This window comes from Bradyrhizobium sp. 164 (assembly GCF_023073715.1).
Taxonomy (GTDB): domain Bacteria; phylum Pseudomonadota; class Alphaproteobacteria; order Rhizobiales; family Xanthobacteraceae; genus Bradyrhizobium.
Window position 1 is genome coordinate 50,266 of record NZ_JADPKA010000008.1, and the last position, 22,579, is coordinate 72,844.

At 63.8% G+C, this 22,579-nt stretch carries 24 protein-coding genes and 1 tRNA gene; 14 read left to right on the plus strand and 11 right to left on the minus strand.

Translation table 11 applies throughout. The features are described 5' to 3' along the window. Positions 1 to 28 precede the first annotated feature (28 nt). Entirely contained in the window at positions 29 to 193 is a 165-nt protein-coding gene (locus tag IVB01_RS03375; RefSeq protein WP_247281021.1) for a hypothetical protein, read from the minus strand. Between the two features lie 273 nt (positions 194 to 466). Between IVB01_RS03375 and IVB01_RS03380 the strand changes: the two genes are divergently transcribed. The 4 genes from IVB01_RS03380 (at position 467) to IVB01_RS03395 (ending at position 2,807) form a co-directional block, all read left to right on the plus strand. Then, on the plus strand, positions 467 to 1,228 hold the full coding sequence (locus tag IVB01_RS03380; protein WP_247281022.1) for a Sir2 family NAD-dependent protein deacetylase: 762 nt from the start codon (positions 467 to 469) through the stop codon (positions 1,226 to 1,228). 198 nt (positions 1,229 to 1,426) lie between these two features. Next, positions 1,427 to 2,056, plus strand: a complete 630-nt coding sequence (locus tag IVB01_RS03385; protein WP_247281023.1) for a cold-shock protein — start codon at positions 1,427 to 1,429, stop codon at positions 2,054 to 2,056. A 114-nt stretch (positions 2,057 to 2,170) separates the two neighbouring features. Next, positions 2,171 to 2,656: a DUF192 domain-containing protein gene (locus IVB01_RS03390; RefSeq protein ID WP_247281024.1), complete on the plus strand. Its 486-nt coding sequence runs from the start codon at positions 2,171 to 2,173 to the stop codon at positions 2,654 to 2,656. Between the two features lie 74 nt (positions 2,657 to 2,730). Further along, positions 2,731 to 2,807, plus strand: a tRNA-Pro gene (locus tag IVB01_RS03395). Positions 2,808 to 2,873: 66 nt separating this feature from the next. Here IVB01_RS03395 and IVB01_RS03400 read toward each other — a convergent pair. Beyond that, a complete protein-coding gene (locus IVB01_RS03400; protein ID WP_247281025.1) occupies positions 2,874 to 3,095 on the minus strand; it encodes an RNA-binding protein in 222 nt (73 codons plus the stop codon). A gap of 857 nt (positions 3,096 to 3,952) precedes the next feature. On the opposite strand from IVB01_RS03400, the gene IVB01_RS03405 reads away from it, so the two are divergent. After that, on the plus strand, positions 3,953 to 4,147 hold the full coding sequence (locus tag IVB01_RS03405; protein WP_247281026.1) for a hypothetical protein: 195 nt from the start codon (positions 3,953 to 3,955) through the stop codon (positions 4,145 to 4,147). A 25-nt stretch (positions 4,148 to 4,172) separates the two neighbouring features. Here the strand turns inward: IVB01_RS03405 and IVB01_RS03410 are convergent, their stop codons facing one another. Further along, positions 4,173 to 5,339 (minus strand): OpgC domain-containing protein, encoded by a 1,167-nt coding sequence (locus IVB01_RS03410; RefSeq protein ID WP_247281027.1) that lies wholly within the window; start codon positions 5,337 to 5,339, stop codon positions 4,173 to 4,175. Between the two features lie 255 nt (positions 5,340 to 5,594). On the opposite strand from IVB01_RS03410, the gene IVB01_RS03415 reads away from it, so the two are divergent. The 3 genes from IVB01_RS03415 (at position 5,595) to IVB01_RS03425 (ending at position 7,120) form a co-directional block, all read left to right on the plus strand. Continuing rightward, a complete protein-coding gene (locus IVB01_RS03415; RefSeq protein WP_247281028.1) occupies positions 5,595 to 5,900 on the plus strand; it encodes an ETC complex I subunit in 306 nt (101 codons plus the stop codon). A 211-nt stretch (positions 5,901 to 6,111) separates the two neighbouring features. Beyond that, a complete protein-coding gene (locus IVB01_RS03420; protein ID WP_247281029.1) occupies positions 6,112 to 6,606 on the plus strand; it encodes an Lrp/AsnC family transcriptional regulator in 495 nt (164 codons plus the stop codon). A 217-nt stretch (positions 6,607 to 6,823) separates the two neighbouring features. Beyond that, entirely contained in the window at positions 6,824 to 7,120 is a 297-nt protein-coding gene (locus tag IVB01_RS03425; RefSeq protein ID WP_247281030.1) for a DUF3551 domain-containing protein, read from the plus strand. A 102-nt stretch (positions 7,121 to 7,222) separates the two neighbouring features. Here IVB01_RS03425 and IVB01_RS03430 read toward each other — a convergent pair whose 3' ends face one another. Then, the gene (locus IVB01_RS03430; protein ID WP_247281031.1) at positions 7,223 to 8,251 is read right to left on the minus strand and encodes an AraC family transcriptional regulator; all 1,029 of its coding nucleotides are present in this window, start codon (positions 8,249 to 8,251) and stop codon (positions 7,223 to 7,225) included. 111 nt (positions 8,252 to 8,362) lie between these two features. Between IVB01_RS03430 and IVB01_RS03435 the strand changes: the two genes are divergently transcribed. The 4 genes from IVB01_RS03435 to IVB01_RS03450 are packed head-to-tail and all read left to right on the plus strand — an operon-like array spanning position 8,363 to position 14,085. Further along, complete coding sequence (locus IVB01_RS03435; RefSeq protein WP_247281032.1) at positions 8,363 to 9,535, plus strand: isovaleryl-CoA dehydrogenase; 1,173 nt, start codon at positions 8,363 to 8,365, stop codon at positions 9,533 to 9,535. A 24-nt stretch (positions 9,536 to 9,559) separates the two neighbouring features. Further along, entirely contained in the window at positions 9,560 to 11,164 is a 1,605-nt protein-coding gene (locus IVB01_RS03440; protein WP_247281033.1) for a carboxyl transferase domain-containing protein, read from the plus strand. Positions 11,165 to 11,168: 4 nt separating this feature from the next. Next, entirely contained in the window at positions 11,169 to 13,172 is a 2,004-nt protein-coding gene (locus tag IVB01_RS03445) for an acetyl/propionyl/methylcrotonyl-CoA carboxylase subunit alpha (protein WP_247281034.1), read from the plus strand. Position 13,173: 1 nt separating this feature from the next. After that, on the plus strand, positions 13,174 to 14,085 hold the full coding sequence (locus IVB01_RS03450) for a hydroxymethylglutaryl-CoA lyase (RefSeq protein WP_247281035.1): 912 nt from the start codon (positions 13,174 to 13,176) through the stop codon (positions 14,083 to 14,085). A gap of 6 nt (positions 14,086 to 14,091) precedes the next feature. On the opposite strand, the gene IVB01_RS03455 is transcribed toward IVB01_RS03450, so the two are convergent. The 4 genes from IVB01_RS03455 to IVB01_RS03470 all read right to left on the minus strand — a co-directional run bounded on the left by IVB01_RS03455 (position 14,092) and on the right by IVB01_RS03470 (position 17,971). Continuing rightward, on the minus strand, positions 14,092 to 15,015 hold the full coding sequence (locus IVB01_RS03455) for a dihydrodipicolinate synthase family protein (protein WP_247281036.1): 924 nt from the start codon (positions 15,013 to 15,015) through the stop codon (positions 14,092 to 14,094). Between the two features lie 75 nt (positions 15,016 to 15,090). Then, positions 15,091 to 16,074 (minus strand): TRAP transporter substrate-binding protein, encoded by a 984-nt coding sequence (locus IVB01_RS03460; RefSeq protein WP_247281037.1) that lies wholly within the window; start codon positions 16,072 to 16,074, stop codon positions 15,091 to 15,093. 23 nt (positions 16,075 to 16,097) lie between these two features. Next, positions 16,098 to 17,363 (minus strand): TRAP transporter large permease, encoded by a 1,266-nt coding sequence (locus IVB01_RS03465; RefSeq protein WP_247281038.1) that lies wholly within the window; start codon positions 17,361 to 17,363, stop codon positions 16,098 to 16,100. Further along, positions 17,363 to 17,971 carry a TRAP transporter small permease gene (locus IVB01_RS03470; protein WP_247281126.1) on the minus strand — a complete coding sequence of 203 codons (609 nt, stop codon included), beginning with the start codon at positions 17,969 to 17,971 and terminating at the stop codon, positions 17,363 to 17,365. Before IVB01_RS03470 ends, IVB01_RS03465 begins: the two co-directional genes overlap by 1 nt. A 226-nt stretch (positions 17,972 to 18,197) precedes the next feature. Between IVB01_RS03470 and IVB01_RS03475 the strand changes: the two genes are divergently transcribed. Next, positions 18,198 to 18,890 (plus strand): GntR family transcriptional regulator, encoded by a 693-nt coding sequence (locus IVB01_RS03475; RefSeq protein WP_247281039.1) that lies wholly within the window; start codon positions 18,198 to 18,200, stop codon positions 18,888 to 18,890. Between the two features lie 108 nt (positions 18,891 to 18,998). Here the strand turns inward: IVB01_RS03475 and IVB01_RS03480 are convergent, their stop codons facing one another. From IVB01_RS03480 to dctP, 3 genes are read right to left on the minus strand one after another with little or no spacing between them, the layout of a single operon-like run. Beyond that, on the minus strand, positions 18,999 to 20,357 hold the full coding sequence (locus tag IVB01_RS03480; RefSeq protein ID WP_247281040.1) for a TRAP transporter large permease: 1,359 nt from the start codon (positions 20,355 to 20,357) through the stop codon (positions 18,999 to 19,001). Beyond that, positions 20,354 to 20,908 carry a TRAP transporter small permease gene (locus IVB01_RS03485; RefSeq protein ID WP_247281041.1) on the minus strand — a complete coding sequence of 185 codons (555 nt, stop codon included), beginning with the start codon at positions 20,906 to 20,908 and terminating at the stop codon, positions 20,354 to 20,356. Before IVB01_RS03485 ends, IVB01_RS03480 begins: the two co-directional genes overlap by 4 nt. Then, a complete protein-coding gene (gene dctP, locus IVB01_RS03490; protein WP_247281042.1) occupies positions 20,905 to 21,927 on the minus strand; it encodes a TRAP transporter substrate-binding protein DctP in 1,023 nt (340 codons plus the stop codon). Before dctP ends, IVB01_RS03485 begins: the two co-directional genes overlap by 4 nt. Positions 21,928 to 22,249: 322 nt before the next feature. Here dctP and IVB01_RS03495 point away from each other — a divergent pair, with 322 nt between their 5' ends. Continuing rightward, positions 22,250 to 22,492 (plus strand): pentapeptide MXKDX repeat protein, encoded by a 243-nt coding sequence (locus IVB01_RS03495; RefSeq protein WP_247281043.1) that lies wholly within the window; start codon positions 22,250 to 22,252, stop codon positions 22,490 to 22,492. Positions 22,493 to 22,579: the final 87 nt, after the last annotated feature.

A 22,579-nucleotide genomic window follows, 5' to 3' on the forward strand; every position in this document is an offset into this window, starting at 1 on the left:
CTTTTTTTCGTTCGCCTGATGTCACGCTCTACGGCCAGAGCGAGGGACGCTCCGCCTTGCGGGCATTATCGAGCGTCGACACGAAATATTCCTCGCGCTCGCGCTTGAACTTCTCCTGGGTGGCGCGGAAGGCGGCAACACGGGCGGCGATCTCATCGCGTTCGCGGGCTTTGCGTTCTTCATCTTCGGTCATGTCCATCCCCTCTGTTCGCACCTGAACCTGTGTTTTCGACTGACCTCGAGCGCTGCCGCCGCATTGCGTCGTGAGTCGGATTCAACACATCCATTGGGGCTCTCGAATGGGGCGTCAATTGGGAGGAGGCATTGCAGGATTGTGATATGCGAGGGGCGGCAGGAGTTGCCTACTCTGTTTCTCTTCGCTCTTTTTCATCATGTTGGACAAGAGCGTCAACAATCTTGCCGCTTGTGCGCCTTGCAGCTAGCGCAAACACATCGGGAGCAGCGATTGATTGCATTGGATCTTCGCAGCGGCGTCGAACGGCTCGGCGAGATGATCGCCGAAGCGAAGCGAATCGTGCCGTTCACCGGCGCCGGCATCTCGACCGAATGCGGCATCCCCGACTTCCGCTCGCCGGGCGGACTGTGGATGCGCAACCGTCCGATCCCGTTCGACGAGTTCGTGGCGAGCCAAGAGGCGCGCGACGAATCCTGGCGTCGCCGCTTTGCGATGGAGCAGGTCTTCGCAGCTGCAAAGCCGGGCCGCGGCCACCGAGCGCTGGCCTCGCTCTGTCGCGCCGGCAAGGTTCCCGCGATCATCACCCAGAATATCGACAATCTGCACCAGGCCTCGGGGGTGGCGGCCGAGCACGTGATTGAACTTCACGGAAATACTACTTATGCGCGCTGCCTCGGGTGCGGCAAGGTCTACCAGCTCGACTGGGTGAAGCGCCGATTCGACGCGGAGGGCGCTGCGCCCAACTGCACCACGTGCGACGAGCCGGTGAAGACCGCCACGATCTCGTTCGGCCAGATGATGCCCGAGGACGAAATGCAGCGGGCAACCGCGCTGTCGCAGGCCTGCGACCTCTTCATCGCAATCGGTTCCTCGCTGGTGGTGTGGCCGGCGGCAGGCTTTCCGATGTTGGCCAAGGACGCCGGCGCACGTCTGGTGATCATCAACCGCGAGCCGACCGAGCAGGACGACATCGCCGACCTCGTGATCCATCACGACATCGGCGAAACGCTCGGGCCCTTTGCCGGGAATTGAGGCATCAATTTGATTCGCGGCTGTGCAAGCTGTTCATAGGTCCCGGCGAATCTCTTTTTTGTCTATGCCTCGCAACCGGGAGTGTTATCTTTTGAGTCGAAAGATTCGCGTCGCGTCGAATTGAGAACATTCTCTTAAGACGCGTGATTCGAGCGCCGCCAATGTGGCGGGTTGCATGGCAGTGTGGGGTCCGGGGTTATGGGGTCGTCGGACGGATTTGAGTCCAAGAAGGTTGGAGTTCCCGTGGGCGAGCACGGTGGCGGTCGCGACAGCGCGCTCAGCCCCTTCACCGGACTGGGTGAGGGCAGCGGCAATCTGGTCGAGGTTCACGGCGTCATCAAATGGTTCGACGCCTCAAAGGGCTATGGCTTCATCGTTCCCGACAATGGTTGGCCCGACGTGCTCCTGCACGTCACCGTGCTGAGGCGCGACGGCTTTCAGACCGCTTACGAGGGCGCCCGCATCGTCGTCGAGTGCATCCAGCGCGCCAAGGGCTATCAGGCATTCCGCGTGGTCTCGATGGACGAATCCACCGCGATCCATCCGGCGCAGATGCTGCCGCCGCGCACCCACGTCACGGTCACCCCGACCAGCGGCCTGGAGCGGGCTCAGGTCAAATGGTTCAACCGGCTGCGCGGCTTCGGCTTCCTCACCTGCGGCGAGGGCACGCCCGACATCTTCGTGCACATGGAGACGCTGCGCCGATTCGGCATGACTGAACTGCGCCCCGGCCAATATGTGCTGGTTCGGTTCGGGCCCGGCTCCAAGGGCATGATGGCGGCCGAAATCCATCCCGAGACCGGCTCGCCGGGCTTGCAGTCGCACTAAAGGCACCAATTCCCGCAATCGTGAGCAGAGGCGCACCGGCCGACCGGCGCGCCTCTGGCTTTTCCGGCGACCGTTGCGTAAGGACTGTTCCAGTCCCACGCCCCGAGTACTCCCATGAATTCTGATCGAAAGGCCGTCTGGTCCGTTGTGAAGGGCTGGCTTGCCGTCATCCTCGTCGTTGCCGGCATGGTCGCCGCAATCGGATCCGTCCGCGCCGCGAGTTTCCAGCCGCTCGAGATCGTCACCAGAAGCGGCGTGCAGGTGTTCTCGGTCGAGATGGCGACGACCGAGCAGGAGAAGCAGACCGGCCTGATGTATCGCAAGGAACTGGCCGACGGCAAAGGCATGCTGTTCGACTTCAATCCCGAGCAGGAAGTTTCGATGTGGATGAAGAACACCTACGTCTCGCTCGACATGATCTTCATCCGCGCCGACGGCCGCATCCTGCGCATCGCCGAGAACACCGAGCCGCTCTCGACCAAGATCATCTCGTCTCAGGGCCCCGCCCGGGCGGTGCTGGAGGTGGTGGCGGGAACGGCGCAGAAATACGGCATCCGTCCTGGCGACCGGGTCGCCCACCCGCTGTTCGGCAGCAAATAGGCGCCCCGGATCGGCGTCATTGGCGCCTTGCTGGCGAGCCGGGAAGCGTGTATCGACGGGGCGCGCCGGACATTCGGGGTATAGCGCAGCCTGGTAGCGCGGCAGTTTTGGGTACTGCAGGTCGTTGGTTCGAATCCAGCTGCCCCGACCAGTCCCGACGTGCGCCTCAAGCATCCCCAGGCCGACGCCCAAGCCTTATGAGGGCTTCGGGACCGCGTCAGAACAACAGCCAGCTGACGAGGTGCCAAGCAACCCAGGCGAGGGCGCAAATCCAGCCCAGCATGGCGATCCCCGCGAGGCCGAGCCCGCCGAGCGCAAGCAGCGAGCTTCCGGCCTCCGGCGTCTCGACGAGCTTCTCCGGCGTATCGACTTGGCTCCCAGCGTTTCCTCGCCCTGCGGCCTGGCATTCGTTGGTTTCGGCTCGTTCGCGACAGTTCACCGGCCGCGCTCCAGCTCATATGGACGTGCGACGCCTCCGTGCAGGCGGGCGCACGCTGATTGCGGACACCCTCGGACAGGCGGGAAAAAGCTGCAACGCGTGGCGCAGCGATTGGTTGCCCTCGTGTGGGCCGAAAGGCGCGGCGGAAGCTTTGGCGCTCAACCTCGTTGCCGCGCGACTTCGGTGCGACGCCTCAAGCCGTGCGGTCGTCAGAGCGGCGCAGAATTTCCGGACGCTCTTCGAACCTTCTGAGCGCCGCCAAAGACATATTCGTGTTGGGGATTTCAGCGCCCAATGCCTAACGGACGCCGCCGAGCGATGATACTCCGCTTGCGCGGCGTTGCGCTTTTCAGGCATCACTGTTCAGATCTCGTCATCAGCTCGAGGCGTGCCAGCCGAGCGGAAATGGCACGAACGGCCAGACCGTCTGGTTATCGTTGGCGGCTTTCGGCGGCTGCTGGGCGGACGTGTTTACGATCGGGACAGGCGCCGTCGATCGCAGTGCCAAGCGCAGACATGCACATTGCAAATTCATTGTGGTCGCCCCGGCCGGTCAATTGTTTTCAAAATACGTGTCGGGCCAAAAACACGCGCGTCTCAAATCGGCGCGCTCTCAAATCACGCAAGCATTCTAGAAAAGTCGACCGCGGCTTTCAACCAATCTCGCCGTTTGCGCACGAGAAGTAAGGTTGACCGGTTAGGTTAAGGGCGAGCGATTGTTGCGGCCGCCTCAGTGACTGTTATCACATCAAGCACGGCTCGCGATGGGCTGCCGGAAATCCGCGCTCGCACGTGGACGGCAGCGCGCGCATCAGTTGAGTTCTGCGCGGGTGACTTCCGCGCCAGTGAGTTCTGCCATGTCTTTCGATCGCAATTCCAAGACCGCCGGTCCGCAGACGAGCTGGACCGAAATCTGGCATCTCTGGACCGTGATCGTGCCGCGCCGTTCGATCAACGGGCAGCTCGTGTACGGCAAGGTCTGGCGCCGCCATGACGGCCGCGACTGGATCTACAAGAAGTTCACCGAGTTCGACGGCGAAGCGGCGGCCTGACGCGGCTTCGGCCGCCGCGTCACGATCAGGCCGCCTTCGCTGCCGGCTTGGACGGTGGCGGCTTCAAGGGCTTGTCCTGCTTCTTCGACCAGGAGATGTAATAGGCCACCGTCGTCATGATCGCGATGCCGGCGATGCTGACGAAGAGCTGCGCAAGCAGCGAGCCCGAGCTCATCGACAGCTCGAAATGGCCGACGAAGGAGAGGAACACGCCGACGCAGAACACCGCGAGTGACTGCTGGCCGCAGACGATCAGCGGATCGAACACCTTCCACTCTAGGCCCGGCCACTCCTTCGGCACGAAGCGGATCACCAGGATCACGATCACGACGAAGTGGATGAAGCGGTAGGGCGCGAGGTTGGTCTTGTCGTTCGGGTTGAAGGCCGAGAACAGCCACTGCGGGAACATGCCGCCGAAGGTCGGGAAGCGCCCAGCCATAGTCATGATCAGCGCGAAGGCGAGATAGGCGAGGCAGAGGTAGAGCGTGACCGGCGCATTGATCAGCGCCATCGAGCGCCGCGCGCCGCCCATGGCGCACCAGGCCCCGAACACGAACAGCACCTGCCAGCAATACGGGTTGAAGTACCACTGCCCGGCCGGATAGGCCGTCAGATTCCAGCCGAAATGGCGCGCGGCGAGCCACAGCACGATTGACAGCGCCATCGTCACGTCGGGTTTGCGCAGCATGAACCACAGCACCGGCGGGAACAGTCCCATCAGCACGATGTAGAGCGGTAGCACGTCGAGATTGAGCGGCTTGAAGCGCAGAAACAGGCCCTGGCGCAGCGTCTCGGTGGCATTGTCGACGAGGCCGGCGACGTTGAACTCGTTGATCATCTCGGAATCGCCGAAGCGCAGGGCGAGGTAGCTGATCGAGGCGATATAGATCACGAACAGGATGATGTGGGCGACATAGAGCTGCCAGACCCGCTTGGTCAGCCTTGTGGCGCCGACGATGAAGCCGCGCTCCAGCATCATGCGCGCATAGACGAAGGACGCCGTGTAGCCGGAGATGAAGACGAAAAGGTCGGCGGCGTCGGAAAAACCGTAATTGCGCGTCGTGACCCAGTTCACGACGTTGTCGGGGATGTGGTCGAGGAAGATCGCCCAGTTCGCGACGCCGCGAAACAGGTCGAGCCGGAGGTCGCGACCCTTTTCGGGAAGTGTTGCGCTGATGTTCAGGAAGGCCATGCAACGAGAGCTTTCGGAAGGAACAAATACGCTGATGTCGGGGAGGCAATGGCGTCGGGCGGGGTCCCGGCGCGGAAGGCGGGTACGCAATTGTCACGGTGCAGCATAATGACTATACCCGTAAGGTAGGGCACCCGGGAGCCGGAATCACCGAACATTTCTCCAACGGTGTCTCTATACTATCCCCGAGGTTTCCACCAACTGCCACCGTGACGCATCGAAATCGAGCGAAAGACCAAGAGGCCCGGACCACCCATGACCGCACGCATTTTCAAGCCCGCCAAGAACGCGATGCAATCCGGCCGGTCCAAGACGAGGGAATGGCAGCTCGACTACGAGCCGGAGCAGCCGCGTTCGGTCGAGCCGCTGATGGGCTGGACCTCGTCCGGCGACATGAAGCAGCAGATCACCCTGCGCTTCCACTCTAAGGAAGAGGCGGTCGCCTATTGCGAGCGCAAGGGGATCGCCTACCAGGTGATCGAGCCGCAGGAGTCGGTGCGCCGGCCGGTCGCTTATGCCGACAATTTCTCGTTCCGGCGCGGCGAGCCCTGGACGCATTGAGGAGCGGGCGAGACTGCGCCGCGTCCAAACGACGTCAACTCGTCATGCCCGGGCTTGTCCCGGGCATCTACATCTCAGGGGCGCGCGAAAGAACCTAGATGGCCCGGACAGGGCCCGGCCATGAGGCAACCAGTGGCTCTGGCCCTTGGCAGCTATTCCGCCGCGTGCTTCGCTGGTGCGAGGCATGACGAGCTTATGGGCGAGGTGGGGTATGGCGGGGCGTGACCAGCTCGATCGCGTCGATCTGAAGATACTGTCCGAGCTGCAGCAGGACGGGCGGGTTCGCAACAACGAGCTGGCGCTGCGCGTCGGCGTATCCGCGCCCAACTGCCTGCGGCGGCTGAAATCGTTGTTCAGCCGCGGCGTGATCCGGGCGGTGCGCGCTGTCATCGACGAACGGCGGCTCGGCTTTGAGGTGGTGTCGTTCGTGTCGATCCAGCTCGGCAGCCAGGCCCAGCCGGTGCTGGAGGCGTTCGAGAGCTCGATCGCCGCAATCCCGCGCATCCAGCAGTGCTGGCGGATTTCGGGCGACACCGATTATCTCCTTAAATGCGTGGCGCCGAGCGTCGAGAGCATGCGCCAGCAGCTCCTGCATTTCGCCGCGATGCCGAACGTGAAGAACGTCCGCAGCTTTCCGGTGCTGGGTGTCGCGAAGGACGTGCCACTGCCGTTGCAGGAGGTCGCCGTGGCGGCGCCGGCAGGATAGGATCCGAATACTCCGGTCGGACAAATCGGTATTTCATGCAATCCGAATTATAATACATGAGTCAATAACCTAACTGTGACATGTGATTTGCGAAGTCCTGCAATGCGCTCGGCCGTGATTGTCGGTTCCCCGGCGCCGCTTAGATGCAAGGTGTGAACCTCGGCGTGCCTGCCATGCCGAGGACTCTTTTGTGGGACCCTGAAGCAGGAAAGACACCATGACATCGATTTCGAAGACGTTCGTCGCATCCGCTGCGACGCTGTTTGCATCTGCGTTTCTGATGATGACCGCACCCGCAGCACAGGCGGAAGAATACTGCATCACCAACGGCGCCCAGGCCGCTCATGGCTGCGGCTATCCGACGATGGAAGCGTGCCGGGCCGCGGCCGGCGGCATCGGCGGCACGTGCTCGCAGAGCGGCGGAGCGAAAACCTCCAGCGACGCGTTCGCCTTGCAGCCGAAGCAGACGCAGTCGCGCAAGCTTCGGTCGGGCGGACAGACCAATTCGAACTGACGTTGCAATCGAGACTGGTTTGGAGATGTTACGGCCTCCGAGAGTCATCTCGGAGGCCGTCAATTTCATGACGACCACGCAACGCACGCGCTCGCGTGTGCCTCACCGATACCGGCCGCGAAATTCACGCGGGCTCGCGCCGGTCCAGGTACGGAAGGCGCGCGAGAAGCTCTTCTCGTTGCGGAAGCCGGCGATCTCCGCGATGCGCTTGATCGGGGTGCGGCCGCGCATCAGCTCCTGCTTGGCGAGCTCGAACTTCGCCTCTTCCTTGAGATCGCGCAGTGAGGTGGCCTCTTCGCGCAGGCGTCGGTGCATGGTGCGTGTGGACAGCGCGAGCTCGCGCGCGACATCCTCGGCACCGAGGACCCGCCCACGCGCATTGCGGAGCACGCGGCGGACGCGCTCGACCAGCAGGCGGTCGCGCCGATAGGGCAGCACGGTCAGCCGCAACGCGCCTTTGAGCATGTTGTCGAGGTCGACCGCGGTGCGCGTGAGCGGCAGCGAGAGATAGTGCTTGTCGAAGATGATCGCGGCGCGGTCCGCGTCGAAGCGGATAGTCCGACAGAAGATGGTCGGATAGACGGAGACGTGGCCGGGCTCCGGGTACGGGAATTCAGCCGCGCGGAGCGCGATCTGGGAGTCGACCGCCCAACACGAGAAGCCGAGCACGTAGCGGAACAGGGTGACCAGGCAGAACTCGCGGAAGGGCCCGAGGTCACGGAGCTCGCGGATCGACACGACGGCCGTCTCTTCGCCAACCTCGAGATCGAGCAGCACATCCTCGGTCACCAGACGGTGATGCCGGCACCATCGCTTGAGCGCGACCTCCAGCGTCTGTGCGGTGATAGAGGCCCGGCACAGCATGCCGTAGGTGCCCCAAGGCAGCCGCCGCGAGAACCAGCCGAGCGCTTCGTCATCGAGCTCGCGCATGGCATGGCCTGCCACGGCCTCGAACTGGGCGGCGGTGATCCGCCCATCCGGAGAATTGACAAGGTCCAGCGCTACCTGACCCCGGCTCAGCGCCTCCGCTGGATCGCGGCCGTATCGTTCATAAGCGGCGACCACGCCGCGGACGAAGGCGGCAGGGGTCACGGCGCGGCGCGGGATAGCGGTGGCGGCTTGAAAAGGCATCGGAATTCCCTCGGAAAATCCTCGCCAAGTTTGGCGGAAAATGCAACCTTTTCGACCGCAAGAGCGCCTGGGCCCCGCTAGGTTCGGACGCAAAGATACGGAGGAATCGCCTTGAACATCCCGAGCATCGACTTCGATCTGGGCGAAGACATCGGCATGCTGCGCGACACGCTTCGCGCTTTCGTGGAGGCGGAGATCACCCCGCGCGCTGCCGACATCGAGAAAGCCAATCTGTTTCCGGCAGACCTCTGGAAGCGTTTCGGCGACCTCGGCCTGCTCGGCATGACCGCGCCGGAGCAATATGGCGGGTCAAACATGGGCTACCTCGCCCATATCGTCGCCATGGAGGAGATTTCGCGCGGCTCGGCTGCCGTGGGGCTCTCCTACGGCGCCCATTCCAATCTCTGCGTCAACCAGATCCGCCGCAACGGCAACGACACCCAGCGCCAGCGCTATCTGCCGAAGCTGATCTCCGGCGAGCATGTCGGCGCGCTCGCGATGTCGGAGCCCGGCGCCGGCTCCGACGTGGTCTCGATGAAGCTGCGCGCCGACAAGCGCGGCGACCGCTACGTGCTCAACGGCTCCAAGATGTGGATTACCAATGGCGGCGACGCCGACGTGCTCGTCGTCTACGCCAAGACCGATCCGGAGGCCGGTCCGCGCGGCATGACCGCCTTCCTCATCGAGAAAGGCTTCAAGGGATTCACCCACGGCCAGCACCTCGACAAGCTCGGCATGCGCGGCTCCAACACCTACCCCTTGTTCTTCGACGAATGCGAGGTGCCGGAGGAGAACGTGCTCGGCAAGGTGGGCGAGGGCGTCAAGGTGCTGATGTCCGGCCTCGACTATGAGCGCGCGGTACTGTCAGGCGGCCCGCTCGGCATTATGGCGGCCTGCATGGATGCGGTGGTGCCCTACATGCACGAGCGCAAGCAGTTCGGCCAGCCGATCGGCGACTTCCAGCTGATGCAGGGCAAGCTTGCCGACATGTATTCGACCTGGCAGGCCACGCGCGCTTATGTCTATGCGGTGGGGCGCGCCTGTGACCGCGCCGACCACGCGCGCAGCTTGCGCAAGGATGCCGCTGCCGCGATCCTCTATTCCGCGGAGAAGGCGACATGGATGGCGGGCGAGGCGATTCAGGCGCTCGGCGGGGTCGGCTACACCAGTGAATTTCCGGTCGGACGTCTGTGGCGCGACGCCAAACTGTACGAGATCGGCGCCGGCACCTCGGAGGTCCGCCGCATGCTGATCGGCCGCGAGCTGATGGCCGAGACGGCTTGAAACGTTCACCTCATTGGAATCATCATGCCGCTCCATTCCAGCATCGATCCGTCTTCATCAGACTTCGCGCGCAATTCCGAGGCCATGCGCACCCTCGTCGCGGACTTGCGTGAAAAGCTTAGCCAGGTCGCCGGCGGCGGCGGTGAGGCGTCGCGCAACCGCCACACCGCACGCGGCAAGATGCTGGCGCGCCAGCGCGTCGACCTGCTTGTCGATCCCGGGACGTCATTCTTGGAGCTGTCGCCGCTCGCGGCCTATGGCCTCTATGGCGGCGACGTGCATTCGGCGAGCGTCGTCACCGGGGTCGGGCGCATCTCGGGTCGCGAATGCGTGATCGTCGCCAATGATGCCACCATCAAGGGCGGCACCTACTATCCAATGACGGTGAAGAAGCATCTGCGTGCGCAGGACATCGCGCGGCAGAACAACCTTCCTTGCGTCTACATGGTCGATTCCGGCGGTGCCTTCCTGCCGCTCCAGGACGAGATCTTTCCGGATGAGCGGCATTTCGGCCGCATCTTCTACAACCAGGCGCAGATGTCCTCGGCTGGTATCCCGCAGATCGCGATCGTGATGGGCTCCTGCACTGCCGGCGGCGCCTATGTTCCAGCGATGTCGGACGAGAGCATCATCGTTCGCAATCAAGGCACCATCTTCCTCGGCGGTCCGCCACTGGTGAAGGCTGCGACCGGCGAAGTCGTGAGTGCGGAGGAGCTCGGCGGCGCCGACGTGCATTCGCGGCAGTCCGGCGTGACCGACCATTACGCACAGAACGATGCACACGCGATCGGCATCGCCCGGCGCATTGTCGGCACCTTGAAGCCACCGACGCGGCCGAACCTCAACATGCATCCGCCGCGCGAACCGCTGTTTGCGGCGGAGGAGATCTACGGCGTGGTCCCGGTCGACGGCCGCAAGCCATTCGACGTGCGCGACATCATCGCCCGCATCGTCGACGGCTCCGAGTTCGACGAGTTCAAGAAGCTTTACGGCACGACGCTGGTGTGCGGCTTCGCTCATATCTGGGGCTATCCGGTCGGAATTATCGCCAACAACGGCATCCTGTTCAGCGAGAGCTCGCTCAAGGGCGCACATTTCATCGAACTGTGCTGCCAGCGCGGCATCCCGCTGGTTTTCCTGCAGAACATCACGGGCTTCATGGTCGGCAAGAAATACGAGGCCGGCGGCATTGCGCGCGACGGCGCCAAGCTGGTGACGGCGGTTGCGACCGCTTCGGTGCCGAAATTCACCGTCGTGATCGGGGGCTCCTATGGCGCCGGCAATTACGGCATGTGCGGCCGCGCTTACTCGCCGCGCTTCCTGTGGATGTGGCCGAACGCGCGCATCTCGGTAATGGGCGGCGAGCAGGCCTCGATGGTGCTGAGCCAGGTCCGGCGCGACAATATCGAGGCCAAGGGTGATAGCTGGTCCAAGGAAGAGGAAGAGAAATTCCGTAGCCCCATCCGCGCGCAATATGAGAGCCAGGGGCATCCCTATTACGCGACCGCGCGCCTCTGGGACGACGGCGTGATCGATCCGGCCGACACGCGGCTGGTGCTTGGGCTCGGCCTCTCGGCGGCGTCGAATGCGCCGATCGAGCCGACGAAATTCGGCCTGTTCAGGATGTGATGCGATGGACCGCTCAAAGCTCTACCGGCGATTTCGCACGCTCCTGATCGCCAACCGCGGCGAGATCGCCTGCCGCGTCATCCGCACTGCGCGGGCCATGGGCCTGCGCACGGTCGCGGTCTATTCCGAGGCCGATCGCGACGCGATGCATGTCGCGCTCGCCGACGAGGCCGTGCTGCTCGGGCCGGCGCGGGCACGCGACAGCTATCTCAATGTCGAGCGGCTGATCGAGGCCGCGCGCAAGACCGGCGCCGAAGCCGTGCATCCCGGCTACGGCTTCCTATCGGAGAATGCCGAATTCGCGCGGGCCTGCCTCGATGCGGGGCTTGTTTTCGTCGGGCCAACCGCCGAGATGATGAATGCGATGGGCTCGAAATCCGGCTCCAAGGCGCTGATGGAGAAGGCTGGCGTGCCGCTGGTGCCCGGCTATCACGGCGAAGTCCAGGACGAGGCGACGCTTTCGAAGGCTGCGGACAGGATCGGCTTTCCCATCCTGGTGAAGGCGTCGGCCGGCGGCGGCGGCCGCGGTATGAGGATCGTGCGCTCGGCGGCCGAACTCGGGCCCGCGATCATCAGCGCCAAACGCGAAGCCAAGGCTGCGTTCGGCGACGACCGCATGCTGATCGAGAAGTATGTCGACAATCCTCGGCACATCGAGGTGCAGGTGATCGGCGACAGCCACGGCAATCTCTTGTCGCTGTTCGAGCGCGAGTGCACGCTCCAGCGCCGGCACCAGAAGGTGATCGAGGAGGCACCATCGCCGACACTCAATCCTGCCCAGCGCGAGACCGTTTGCGCCGCCGCGCGAAAGGCGGCGGGCGCGGTGAACTATGTCGGGGCGGGTACGATCGAGTTCGTCTCCGACGGCAAGGACGTGTTCTTCATCGAGATGAACACGCGCCTCCAGGTCGAGCATCCCGTGACCGAGCTGATTACGGGCATCGACCTCGTCGAATGGCAGCTGCGCGTCGCCTTCGGCGAGGCGCTGCCTTTGAAGCAGGACGAGATCCGGCTCAACGGCCATGCGGTCGAGGCGCGCGTCTATGCGGAAAATCCAACCAAGAATTTCATGCCATCGGTCGGCAGGATCTCGATCTGGCGTTTGCCGGCCGAGACCGGCGGACTGCGCATCGATGCCGGCTATCGCGAGGGCGACAGCGTGTCGCCGTATTACGATGCGATGCTCGCCAAGATGATTGCCTGGGCGCCGACGCGGGACGTCGCGATCGAGCGGCTCAACCGCGGACTGCAGGAGTCCGACGTCCGCGGCATCGTCACCAACATTCCGTTCCTGTCGGCGCTGATGACGCATCCGAAGGTGCGGACCAATGCGATCGACACCGGCTTCATCGAGCGCGAACTGGCGGTGCTGACACAGGCAGCGCCGGCGCCCGGCGAGCTCGAGCTGTGCGCCGCCGTGGCCGCAATCGTCAATGACGAACGGCAAGCAGCGCAGGCGGATGCGAATTCGCCCTGGCAGACCTTCGGCTGGCAGCCGGTCGGCTGCCGCCAGCGCATTTTCGCCTTTCGCGTCGGCCATGGGCCAGAGCAGAAGATTACGCTGAACTACGGGAGCGGCGCCTCGACGCTGGTGATCGGCGAACGCGAGCTGGCGTTCGCGATTGCCACCAAGGAAGGCGGCTTTGACTTGACGCTGGACGGCGTCAAATCGCAGGTCGCGGCGGTGATCGACGGCCATGAGCTGTATTTGCGCACGCGCAACGGCCGCTTCGACCTGCACTGGGTCGATCCGTTCGGCGGCGAGAGCGAAGAGCATGCCGGCGAGGACAAGATCGCGGCGCCGTTGCCGGGTACCGTCGTCGCCGTGCTGGCGGAGGAGGGCGCCAAGCTCGATAAGGGCGCGCCGATCCTCACGCTCGAAGTGATGAAAATGGAGCAGACGCTGCGCGCGCCCTATGCCGGCGTGCTGAAGTCCGTCAAATGCAAGGTCGGCGACATCGTGCAGGAGGGGATCGAACTCGCTGTGGTCGAGCCTTCGGGAGAGTGAGATGAGCGACCAAATCCGCATCATCGAGATGGGGCCGCGCGACGGCCTCCAGAACGAGAAGACGGTCGTCAGCGTCGGGTCCCGTATCGCCTTCGTCGAGGCGCTGGTCGCGGCTGGCCTCACCACGGTCGAGGTCGGCGCTTTCGTCTCGCCCAAGGCGATCCCGCAGATGGCAAGCTCGGACGCCGTGCTGCGCGGCGTCAGCCATGTGCAGGGCGCCGAATTCCATGTGCTGGTGCCGAACGAGAAGGGCTATGACGCCGCGAGCGCGGCGGGCGCGAAGGTCGTCTCGGTGTTCGCGGCAGCCTCGGAAGGCTTTTCGCGCGCCAACATCAATTGCTCGGTCGCGGAGTCCATCGAGCGGTTCAAGCCGGTGCTCGCGCGCGCCAAAGCCGATGGCGTCAAAGTGCGTGGCTATATCTCCTGCGTGCTGGGCTGCCCGTTCGACGGCGAGATCAAGCCGAAGGCGGTCGCCGATCTTGCCAACTCGCTATGGGAGCTCGGCTGCTACGAGATCTCGCTCGGCGATACAATCGGCGTCGGCACGCCGAGCAAGGCAAGGGAGATGCTGCGCGCAGTTGCCGCCAACATTCCTCCCGCCCATCTCGCAATGCATTTCCACGACACCTACGGCCAAGCCCTCGCCAATCTCTATGCGGGGATGGAGGAGGGCGTCCGCGTCATCGACGCCGCCGCGGGCGGCCTCGGCGGCTGCCCCTACGCCCCCGGAGCGACTGGCAATGTCGCGACCGAGGACGTCGTCTACATGCTCGAAGGTATGGGCATCAAGACCGGTATAGATATGGACCGGCTGCTGGCGGCGACCAACGAGATGAGTGCCGTGCTGGGCAAGCCGCCAGTGAGCCGCGTGGCGTCCGCGCTGAACGCCAAGCGGAGGCGCGCGGCGACTTAAGGCCGCTTACGCCGCCTTCAAGCCCACATCCGGCAGGCGCGGCCGGTTCTTGAGCGCCTTGTCCATCATGGCCTCGACTTCTGTCTTCTCTTGCGGCAGCAGCGCCAGGCGCGGCGGGCGCGTCAGCGCGGTGCCGCGGCCCATGATGTGCTCGCACAGTTTGATACACTGGACGAGGTCCGGGCGTGCATCCAGATGCAACAGCGGCATGAACCATTCGTAGAGCGGCATCGCCTCGGCGTAGCGCCCTGCCTTGGCGAGACGGAACAGGGTCTCGCCCTCGCGCGGGAAGGCGTTCGACATGCCGGAGACCCAGCCAACGGCGCCCATGGCGACGCTCTCGACGATGACGTCGTCAAGGCCCGCGAACAGCACGAAGCGGTCGCCGACCATGTTGCGGGTGTCGATGAACCGTCGCGTGTCGCCGGACGAATCCTTGAAGCAGACGACGGTGTCGACATCGGCGAGCGAGGCCAGGATGTCCGGAGTGACGTCGTTCTTGTAGATTGGCGGGTTGTTGTAGAGCATCACCGGCAGGTCGGTGGCACTGGCAACGGCGCGGAAATGCGCAGCCGTCTCGTGCGGCTTGGACGAATAGACCAGCGCCGGCATCACCATCACACCGTCGATACCGGCGCGCGCGGCTTCCCTGGCGGTCTCGACTGCAAACGCCGTGGTGAATTCGGCGATGCCGCACAGCACGGGCACACGGCCGGCCGCAACCGACTTCGCGGCCTCCATGATCGCGACCTTCTCCTTGCGCTCCAGCGAGGTGTTCTCGCCGACCGAGCCGCAGACGATCAGACCGGAAACGCCGTCGCGGATCAGCCCATCCATGACCTTGGCTGTCGCATCGATATTGAGCGACAGGTCGTCGTTGAATTGCGTGGTGACGGCCGGGAAGACGCCTTCCCAGGAAATGCGGTTCATTGCTTGGCTCCGATTGGAATTGTATCGGCGGATGGTTCGATCCGCCGGGCATTGACGGTGAGGGCGAGAGTGGGATCAGAGCGTCGCGCCGACCTTGCGCAGCTCGGCGAGGACAGGGGCTTTTGGCAGCCAGATCTTGTCGAACTCGGCAATGACGGCCTCGGTGTCCTTGGCGTCAACCTGGCGGATCGGAATCGGCGCGTTCTTGAAATTCTCGATCAGCGCGGGCTCATTGCCGGCGAGCTCGTCGATCTGCACATCCAGCGTCGACCTGATCGTCTTCGTGATCAGCTCGCGGTCGGCCGCGGGGAGCGACTGCCAGACCCGGCCCGAGACGACCGCCGCCATCGGCATGAAGACGGCATTCATCTGGAGGATCACTTTCGACACCTTGTCGAAGCGCTGGTTCCAGGAGAATTCGAGATCGGCCTCGAGGCCGTCGACCTGGCCGTTGGCCATGGCGTCGAACACCTGCGGCGTCGGGATCGGAGTCGGTGCAGCGCCCAGCGAGGAATAGAAATCGCGATAGACCGGCGTCGGATTGATGCGCAGCTTCATGCCGCGAATGTCGGCCAGCGTATTCAGATCCTTGGAGGAGAACACGGCGCGCATGCCGGTGATGCCCCAGCCGAGCCCGATCGTTCCGGTCTCCTGCGGCAGCACTTCGAACAGCTTCACCGCAGCCGGATGCCGCACGAATTTCGCGACCGCAGGCGTCGAGCGGACGATGTAGGGCGCATTGATCGCGGCGATGTGCGGCACGCGCGAGCCGAGCTCGGCGGCCTGGATGAAGCCCATGTCGAGTGCGCCGGATTGCAATTGCTGCATCATCGCGGGCTCGTTGCCGAGCTGCCCGGAGTGGAACACGCTGACGCTCAAGCGGCCGCTCGTGACCGCCTTGAGATCTTCGCCGAATTTGAGGGCGGCCTTGTTCCAGGAATGGCCGTTGGGCGTGATCAGGCCGAGCCGGAATTCCTTGGGTTGGGCGAGCGCCAGCGACGGCGCGAACACCGATGCGGCGGCACTGGCGGCCAGAAAGCGGCGACGTGAAAGCGGCATGGTCGGGCTCCTTTCGGATGGGCCTATTTGACGAGGATCAGCGAGAGTGACGGGTAGAGCGAGAGCAGCACGAGGAGGACGCAGGAGATGACGAAGAAGGGCAGCGTCACCATGAACATCTTGCCCGGCTTGGCACCGGTGACAGCGGCCGCAACGAAGAAGCAAAGTCCGACCGGCGGCGACAGCAGGCCGAGCACGAGATTGATCACCACCACGACGCCGAAATGCCGGGGGTCGATGTGATAGACGTCGGTCGCGACCGGAAGCAGGATCGGCACCGTCATGATCAGGCCGGGAATGCCGTCGATCACCGTGCCGATCACCAGCAGGATGACGTTGCAGATCAGCATGAAGCTGACCGGGTCCTTGGCGGCCGTCTGGATCCAGGCGGCAGTCTCCTGCGGCACTTTGCCGAAGATCAGGACCCAGGAGAACACCGCCGCGGCTGCCACCAGGAACAGCACGATTGCCGAGTAGATGCCGCTGCGCAGCATCATCTGCGGCAGCTGGGAAACTTCGAACTCCTTGGTCCAGAATTTTCCGACCAGTGCTGCTGCGACGGCCCCGACGGCGGCGGATTCGGTCGCGTTGGCGAGGCCGCCGAGAATGGTGCCGACGATGACGATGGGGATCAGCAGCGTCGGAGACGTCCGCAGGATCGTCATGATGCGCTGACGCGGCGTCTGATAGTCCGCACGGGGATAGTTGTAGACATAGCCCATCAGCGCGATGACGAGGCAGAACATCACGGTGAGGATGACGCCAGGCACGATGCCGGCGATCAGCATGTCGCTGACCGAGACCTGCGCGAGCACGCTGTAGACCACGAACATCACCGATGGCGGGATGATCGGGCCGAGCATGCCGCCATAGGCGGTCAGTCCCGCGGCGAAGGTCTTGTCGTAGCCCTTCTTCTCCATCTCCGGCACCATGATCTGGGCCATGATCGCGACCTGCGCAGTCGCAGAGCCCAGGATCGACGAGATGAACATGTTGGCGAGGATATTGACGTAGGCGAGCCCGCCCTTGAACGAGCCGACGAACGCCATCGCCATGTCGACGATGCGCCTTGTGATGCCGCCGCCATTCATGATCTCGCCGATAAGGATGAAGAGCGGAATGGCGATCAGGCCGTAGCTGTCGACGCCGCCGAAAAGCTGGAGCGGGTAAGACTGGAACAGCACGGGATTGCCGGATGCGGCGATGTAGACGAGGCCGGCGAGGCACAGGCAGAGGCCGATCGGCACGCCGACCAGCATGAAAGCCATGAAGGCGGCTGATGTGATCATCAGTTGACCCCGTCCAGCTCGGAGAGCTGAAAGCCTTTTGGCGAGGTGCGCGGGACCAACTCGAGATCTTCCAGCAGATTGGCGAGGCCGTGAATGGTCATCGACACCGCGAAGATCGGCAGCGTCAGGTATAGCATCCAGGTCGGCCAGTTCAGCGTCTGGGTGTGCTCGGTGTAGAGGAAGTTGAAGGTCTCGGCGGCGAGCTTGCGCCCGTCGAAGCCAGCGCGGGCGAGACCAATCGGGTCCATCCAAAGCACGCAGGTGACGATCAGTGCGGCGCCGAACACGACCACGAGGCCGGTCGAGATCACTTTGGCGAGCTTCTGGCGCGGCGCCGAAAGACGCTCCGTCAGCATAGTCACCGCGAAATCGAGCCGCAGCCGGGTCATTGCGGAGGCGCCGATGAAGGTCAGCCAGACCACGCAATAGACGGCGGATTCGTCGATCCAGTAGATCGGGAAATGCGAGTACCGGGTGACGACGTTCACCAGGATCAATCCGGTGAGCAGGTACATGAGGCCCATCAGCGCGAGGCGCTCGACCGCGAGCAGGGCGCTGGACGCGCGGACGATCATGCGTCGAACGCTGAATGCGCGTGTGGGCAGCATCGTCTGTTCGATCATGGAGGCCCAACCTCGAGATTTGTCGTGCTATCGCCAAATGTATAATTTATACATTTAGGCTGCCAAACGGAGATTGCGGCCACTTCGGCGGCAGGACGCGGTTTTGCTGGGCACTGGCTTTTGCTGGACTCTAGCTTTCGCTGAAGCCTTCAACATGCAAGAGAGGGACCGCTTCGGCCGGATGAATCGCGAAGGAAAGGCAGAAGGTCAGATGAAACAGCCTCTGAAGCATCGCACGCTGTCGGCCGCGATCGTCGACCAGCTCAGGCAGGCGATCCTCGACGGCACCTATCCGGCGGGATCGCAGCTGCGCCAAGATGCGCTTGGCGAGGCCTATGGCGTCAGCCGCATCCCGGTGCGGGAGGCGCTGTTTCAGCTGGAGGCGGAAGGGCTGGTGCGCATCGTGCCGCAGAAGGGCGCCATCGTCTCCGAGCTGTCGCTGGACGAGATCAACGACGTGTTCGATTTGCGCCGCATCCTGGAGCCGAGATTGCTGGCGCAGTCGGCGCCACGTTTCACCGTTGATGATTTCGACGGGCTCGACGACATCCACAAGAGTTTTGAGAAGGCGATCAAGGCGCGCAACGTCAGCGAATGGGGGCAGCTCAATGCCGACTTCCACATGGCGCTCTACGTTCATGCGCCGCAGCCGCGCACAAGAGCGATCGTGCTGTCACTGCTCCAGACCAGCGACCGCTACACCCGCTTGCAGCTCTCCAACACCAAGGCGATGGGGATCGCCGAGAAGGAGCACGCGTATCTGATCACGCTCTGCCGCGCACGGAAGGTCGATGAGGCCTGCCGTTTCCTGGAGCGGCACATCGAAGCCGTGCGTAAGGATCTGTTGCAGGTGGTGGCCGGCAGCGCGATCGCGCCGAAGTCACGGCGGAAGGAGAAATCGTAAAGCGAGGAAAAGCGCGCAGCGCCGTGCCCACCATCTGTCCATGATCGCGACAGAAGTGGTGGGCACGCTTCCGCCTTCGCTCCTCGAGCTACGGCAGTTCGGCTAGCTCTACCTGCTCCCGTCCGGCCCCATCACGAGATCCGGCAGCCAGGTCGAGATCTCCGGCACGAGGCACAGCAGCAGGACTGCGAGCATCATCAGCAGCACGAAGGGGAGCGTGCCCCAGATCACCTCGCGCAAGGGAATGTCGGGCGCGACATTGCGGATGACGAAGATGTTGAGGCCAACCGGCGGGTGGATCAGGCCCATCTCCATCACGATGGTCATGACCACGCCGAACCAGATGATGTCGAAATTGGCGGCGCGGAGCGGCGGCAGGATGATCGGCGCCGTCATCAGGATAATCGAGACCGGCGGCAGGAAGAAGCCGAGCACCACGACCATGACGAGGATCGCGAACAGCAGCTCCCAGCGCGGCAGGTGCATCGCGACGATCGATTCGGCGACCGATTGCGAGATGTGCAGATAGCTCATCACGTAGGAATAGAGCAACGACATGCCGATGATCATCATTAGCATGGTCGATTCCCGGATCGTCGACCGCATAATCGGAGCGAGATCGCTCGGTCGCCACACGCTGTAGATCGCTGCGATCAGCGCCAGCGCCAAGAGGCCGCCGAGGCCGGCGGTTTCCGACGGCGTGGCGTAGCCGCCATAGAGCGCGATCATGACGCCGGTGAGCAGCAGCACGAAGGGGATCACCCGCGGCAGCACGCTGAAGCGTTCGGCGAGCGTATACTCGTCGCGCTGCAGGATCGCAGCTTCCGCGCCGCCGTTCTTGTAAATCGCTTCGGCGGCGGCATATTCCTGGCGGAAGCGGATCACGGCATAGGCGCCGAACAGCGAGACCAGCAAGAGGCCGGGCCCGATGCCGGCGAGGAACAGCCGCCCGAGCGACTTTTCGGCGGCGACGGCGAACAGGATCATGGTGATCGAGGGCGGCAGCAGAATGCCGAGCGTGCCGCCGGCAGCGATGATGCCGGCAGCAAAGCCGCCGGAATAGCCGCGCTTGCGCATCTCGGGGATGCCGGCCGAGCCGATCGCCGAGCAGGTCGCGGGCGAGGAGCCCGCCATCGCTGCAAACAGCGCACAGGCGAAGACGTTGGCAACGCCGAGGCCGCCCGGCACCCGATGCAGCCAGGCATGCAGCGCCGAATAGAGATCCTGGCCGGCGCGCGACTTGCCGATCGCGGCACCCTTGAGAATGAAGAGCGGGATCGACAAGAGTGTGATCGAGGCCATTTCCTCGTAGACGTTCTGCGTCACCGTATCGAGCGAAGCGGCGGGCATGTAGATGCCCATGAACACGACTGCGACTGCGCCAAGCGCGAACGCAATCGGCATGCCCGAAAACATCACGAGCAGCGTCGCGATTCCATAGGCGAGGCCGATACCAAAGACGCTCATGGCCGCCGGGCTCCGGTGAAGGGCAGCGCAAGCTGCACGAGGATCTGGATGCAGAGCAGGCTCATGCCGAGTGCCATCAGCGAATAGGGAATGGCGAGGGGCGGCGACCACATCGAGTTGGAGACCTGGCCGTCGACATAGGCTTCATGGGCCAGGGTCCAGGACTTCCAGGCGAAGAAGGCGCAGAACAGGAACGTTGCGGCGTCGACCAGCCAGAGCCGGACCTTGTTCGCGAACGGCGAGAGCAGGCCGACGAAGGCCTCGATGCCGATGTGGCCGCGGTTCTGCTGCACATAGGCCGCCGTCATGAAGGTGGCGCCGACCAGCAGGAACACGGCGGCCTCGTCCTGCCAGTAATTGGCGGCCTTGAACAGCGCGCGGCTGAGCACGCTGTAGCTCAGGATCATACAGGCCGCGACCAGCGCGATCGCGGCGAACACGACGATGATGCTGTTGAGGACGGCGAGGCCGCGATCGATCGCCGCCGCAAGGCCTGTTCTTGCGGCAGCGTTCGGCAGGTCATCACGATCCGGAAGCGGACCGTGGCTCATGCTGCGACGTCGGTGGCGAGCTTGAGCAGGTTCGCAGCGGTCGCGGTCTTGGCGCTGTAGTCCTTCCAGGCGGTGTCGCGGGCGATGTCGCGCCACTTGCCGACGGTCGCGGCGTCGAGCGCCGAGACCTTGGCGCCGGCTTTCTCGTAGACCTTGGCGACCTCGACGTCGTCGTCCTGCGCGCCCTTGCGGCCGAAGGCTTCGAGCTCGGTGCCGACCGCGAGCAGGATGTCCTGATGGTTCTTCGGCAGCTTGTCGAAGATCGCCTTCGACATCATCAGCGGCTCGAGCATGAACCAATAGGAGGTGCCGGCCCCTGATGTCAGCGACTTCGCGACCTCTTCGAGACGGAACGAGATCAGGCTGGTGGACGAGGTGATGCCGGCATCGCAGGCGCCGGTCTGCATCGCCGCATAGATTTCGTTCGATGGCACCGACAGCACCGAGGCACCGGCGGTCTGGAGCACCATGTCCATCTCGCGCGAGCCGCCGCGCACCTTCAGGCCCTTGGCGTCTTCAGGCGCGACGATCGGCTTGGAGCGGCTGGCGACGCCGCCGGCCTGCCAGACCCAGGTGAGCAGAATGATGCCCTTATCGGCGAGGAAGTCGGTCAGCGCCTTTCCGACCGGTTCTTTCTTCCAGCGCAAGCCCTGGTCGTAGGTGGTCACGAGGCCGGGCATCAGGCCGATATTGGTCTCCGGCAGCTCGCCGCCCGCATAAGGCATCGGATAGAGGCTGATGTCGAGCGCGCCCTTGCGCATCGCGGAGAACTGCGCGTTGGTCTTGATCAGCGAGGAGTTCGGATAGATTTCAGCGGCGATGTCGCCATTGCTGCGCTTGGCGACTTCGGCGGCGAACATGCGGCAGAGCCGGTCGCGGAAATCGCCTTTGTCGATGGTGCCACCTGGGAATTGGTGCGAGATCTTCAGCGTGGTGGCGGCCTGCGCCGTCCCGGTGCCGAAGCGAAGAATGGCGGGTGCGGCGACGGCGGTCGCGAGCAGATGACGGCGCGTGAGCATGGTGTGATCCCCTTGGGCGGTTCTTTGCACGGTTCTTGTTTGGCGTGAATTTGGGTCCGGGTTTTCGAGCCCGGCGCGTAGGCCCATCCTAGCCGGTCTTACACCCGATGATCTCTCATCTGATAGTTCGAGACCGAATGCCGCGGCAAGTGCCGGACGTGCTGCGCTGCACACTTCGATCTGCGTGGGACTACGCCAGACGAAGGACGGCAGCGGGCGCGCGGAAATTATCGGCCGGCGCGTAACAACACCACGTGGCAATCCGTCGACAGGACAGCGGCATCCGTCGCTGACAAACACCATCTCGAAGGGAAGACTGCTCATGACCATTCGCACCCGCATCGTGCTCGGCGTTTCGGCTGCCGCCCTGTCGCTTGGCCTCGCGCTGATGCCTGCCGCCTTTGCTCAGGACAAGATGGGCAAGGACGAGGGCATGATGAAGAAGGACACCATGTCCAAGGACGGCATGAAGAAGAATACCATGTCCAAGGACGAGGGCATGAAGAAGGATCACATGTCGAAGGACGGCATGAAGAAAGACGACGGGATGATGAAGAAGAATTGATCATCCGGGTCGTCGCGAAGCGCCTCGCCGAGGCGAAGGCGCGCGCTTCGGATGCCCTCCGCAATCGGCCATCGGGGCGGCGCATTC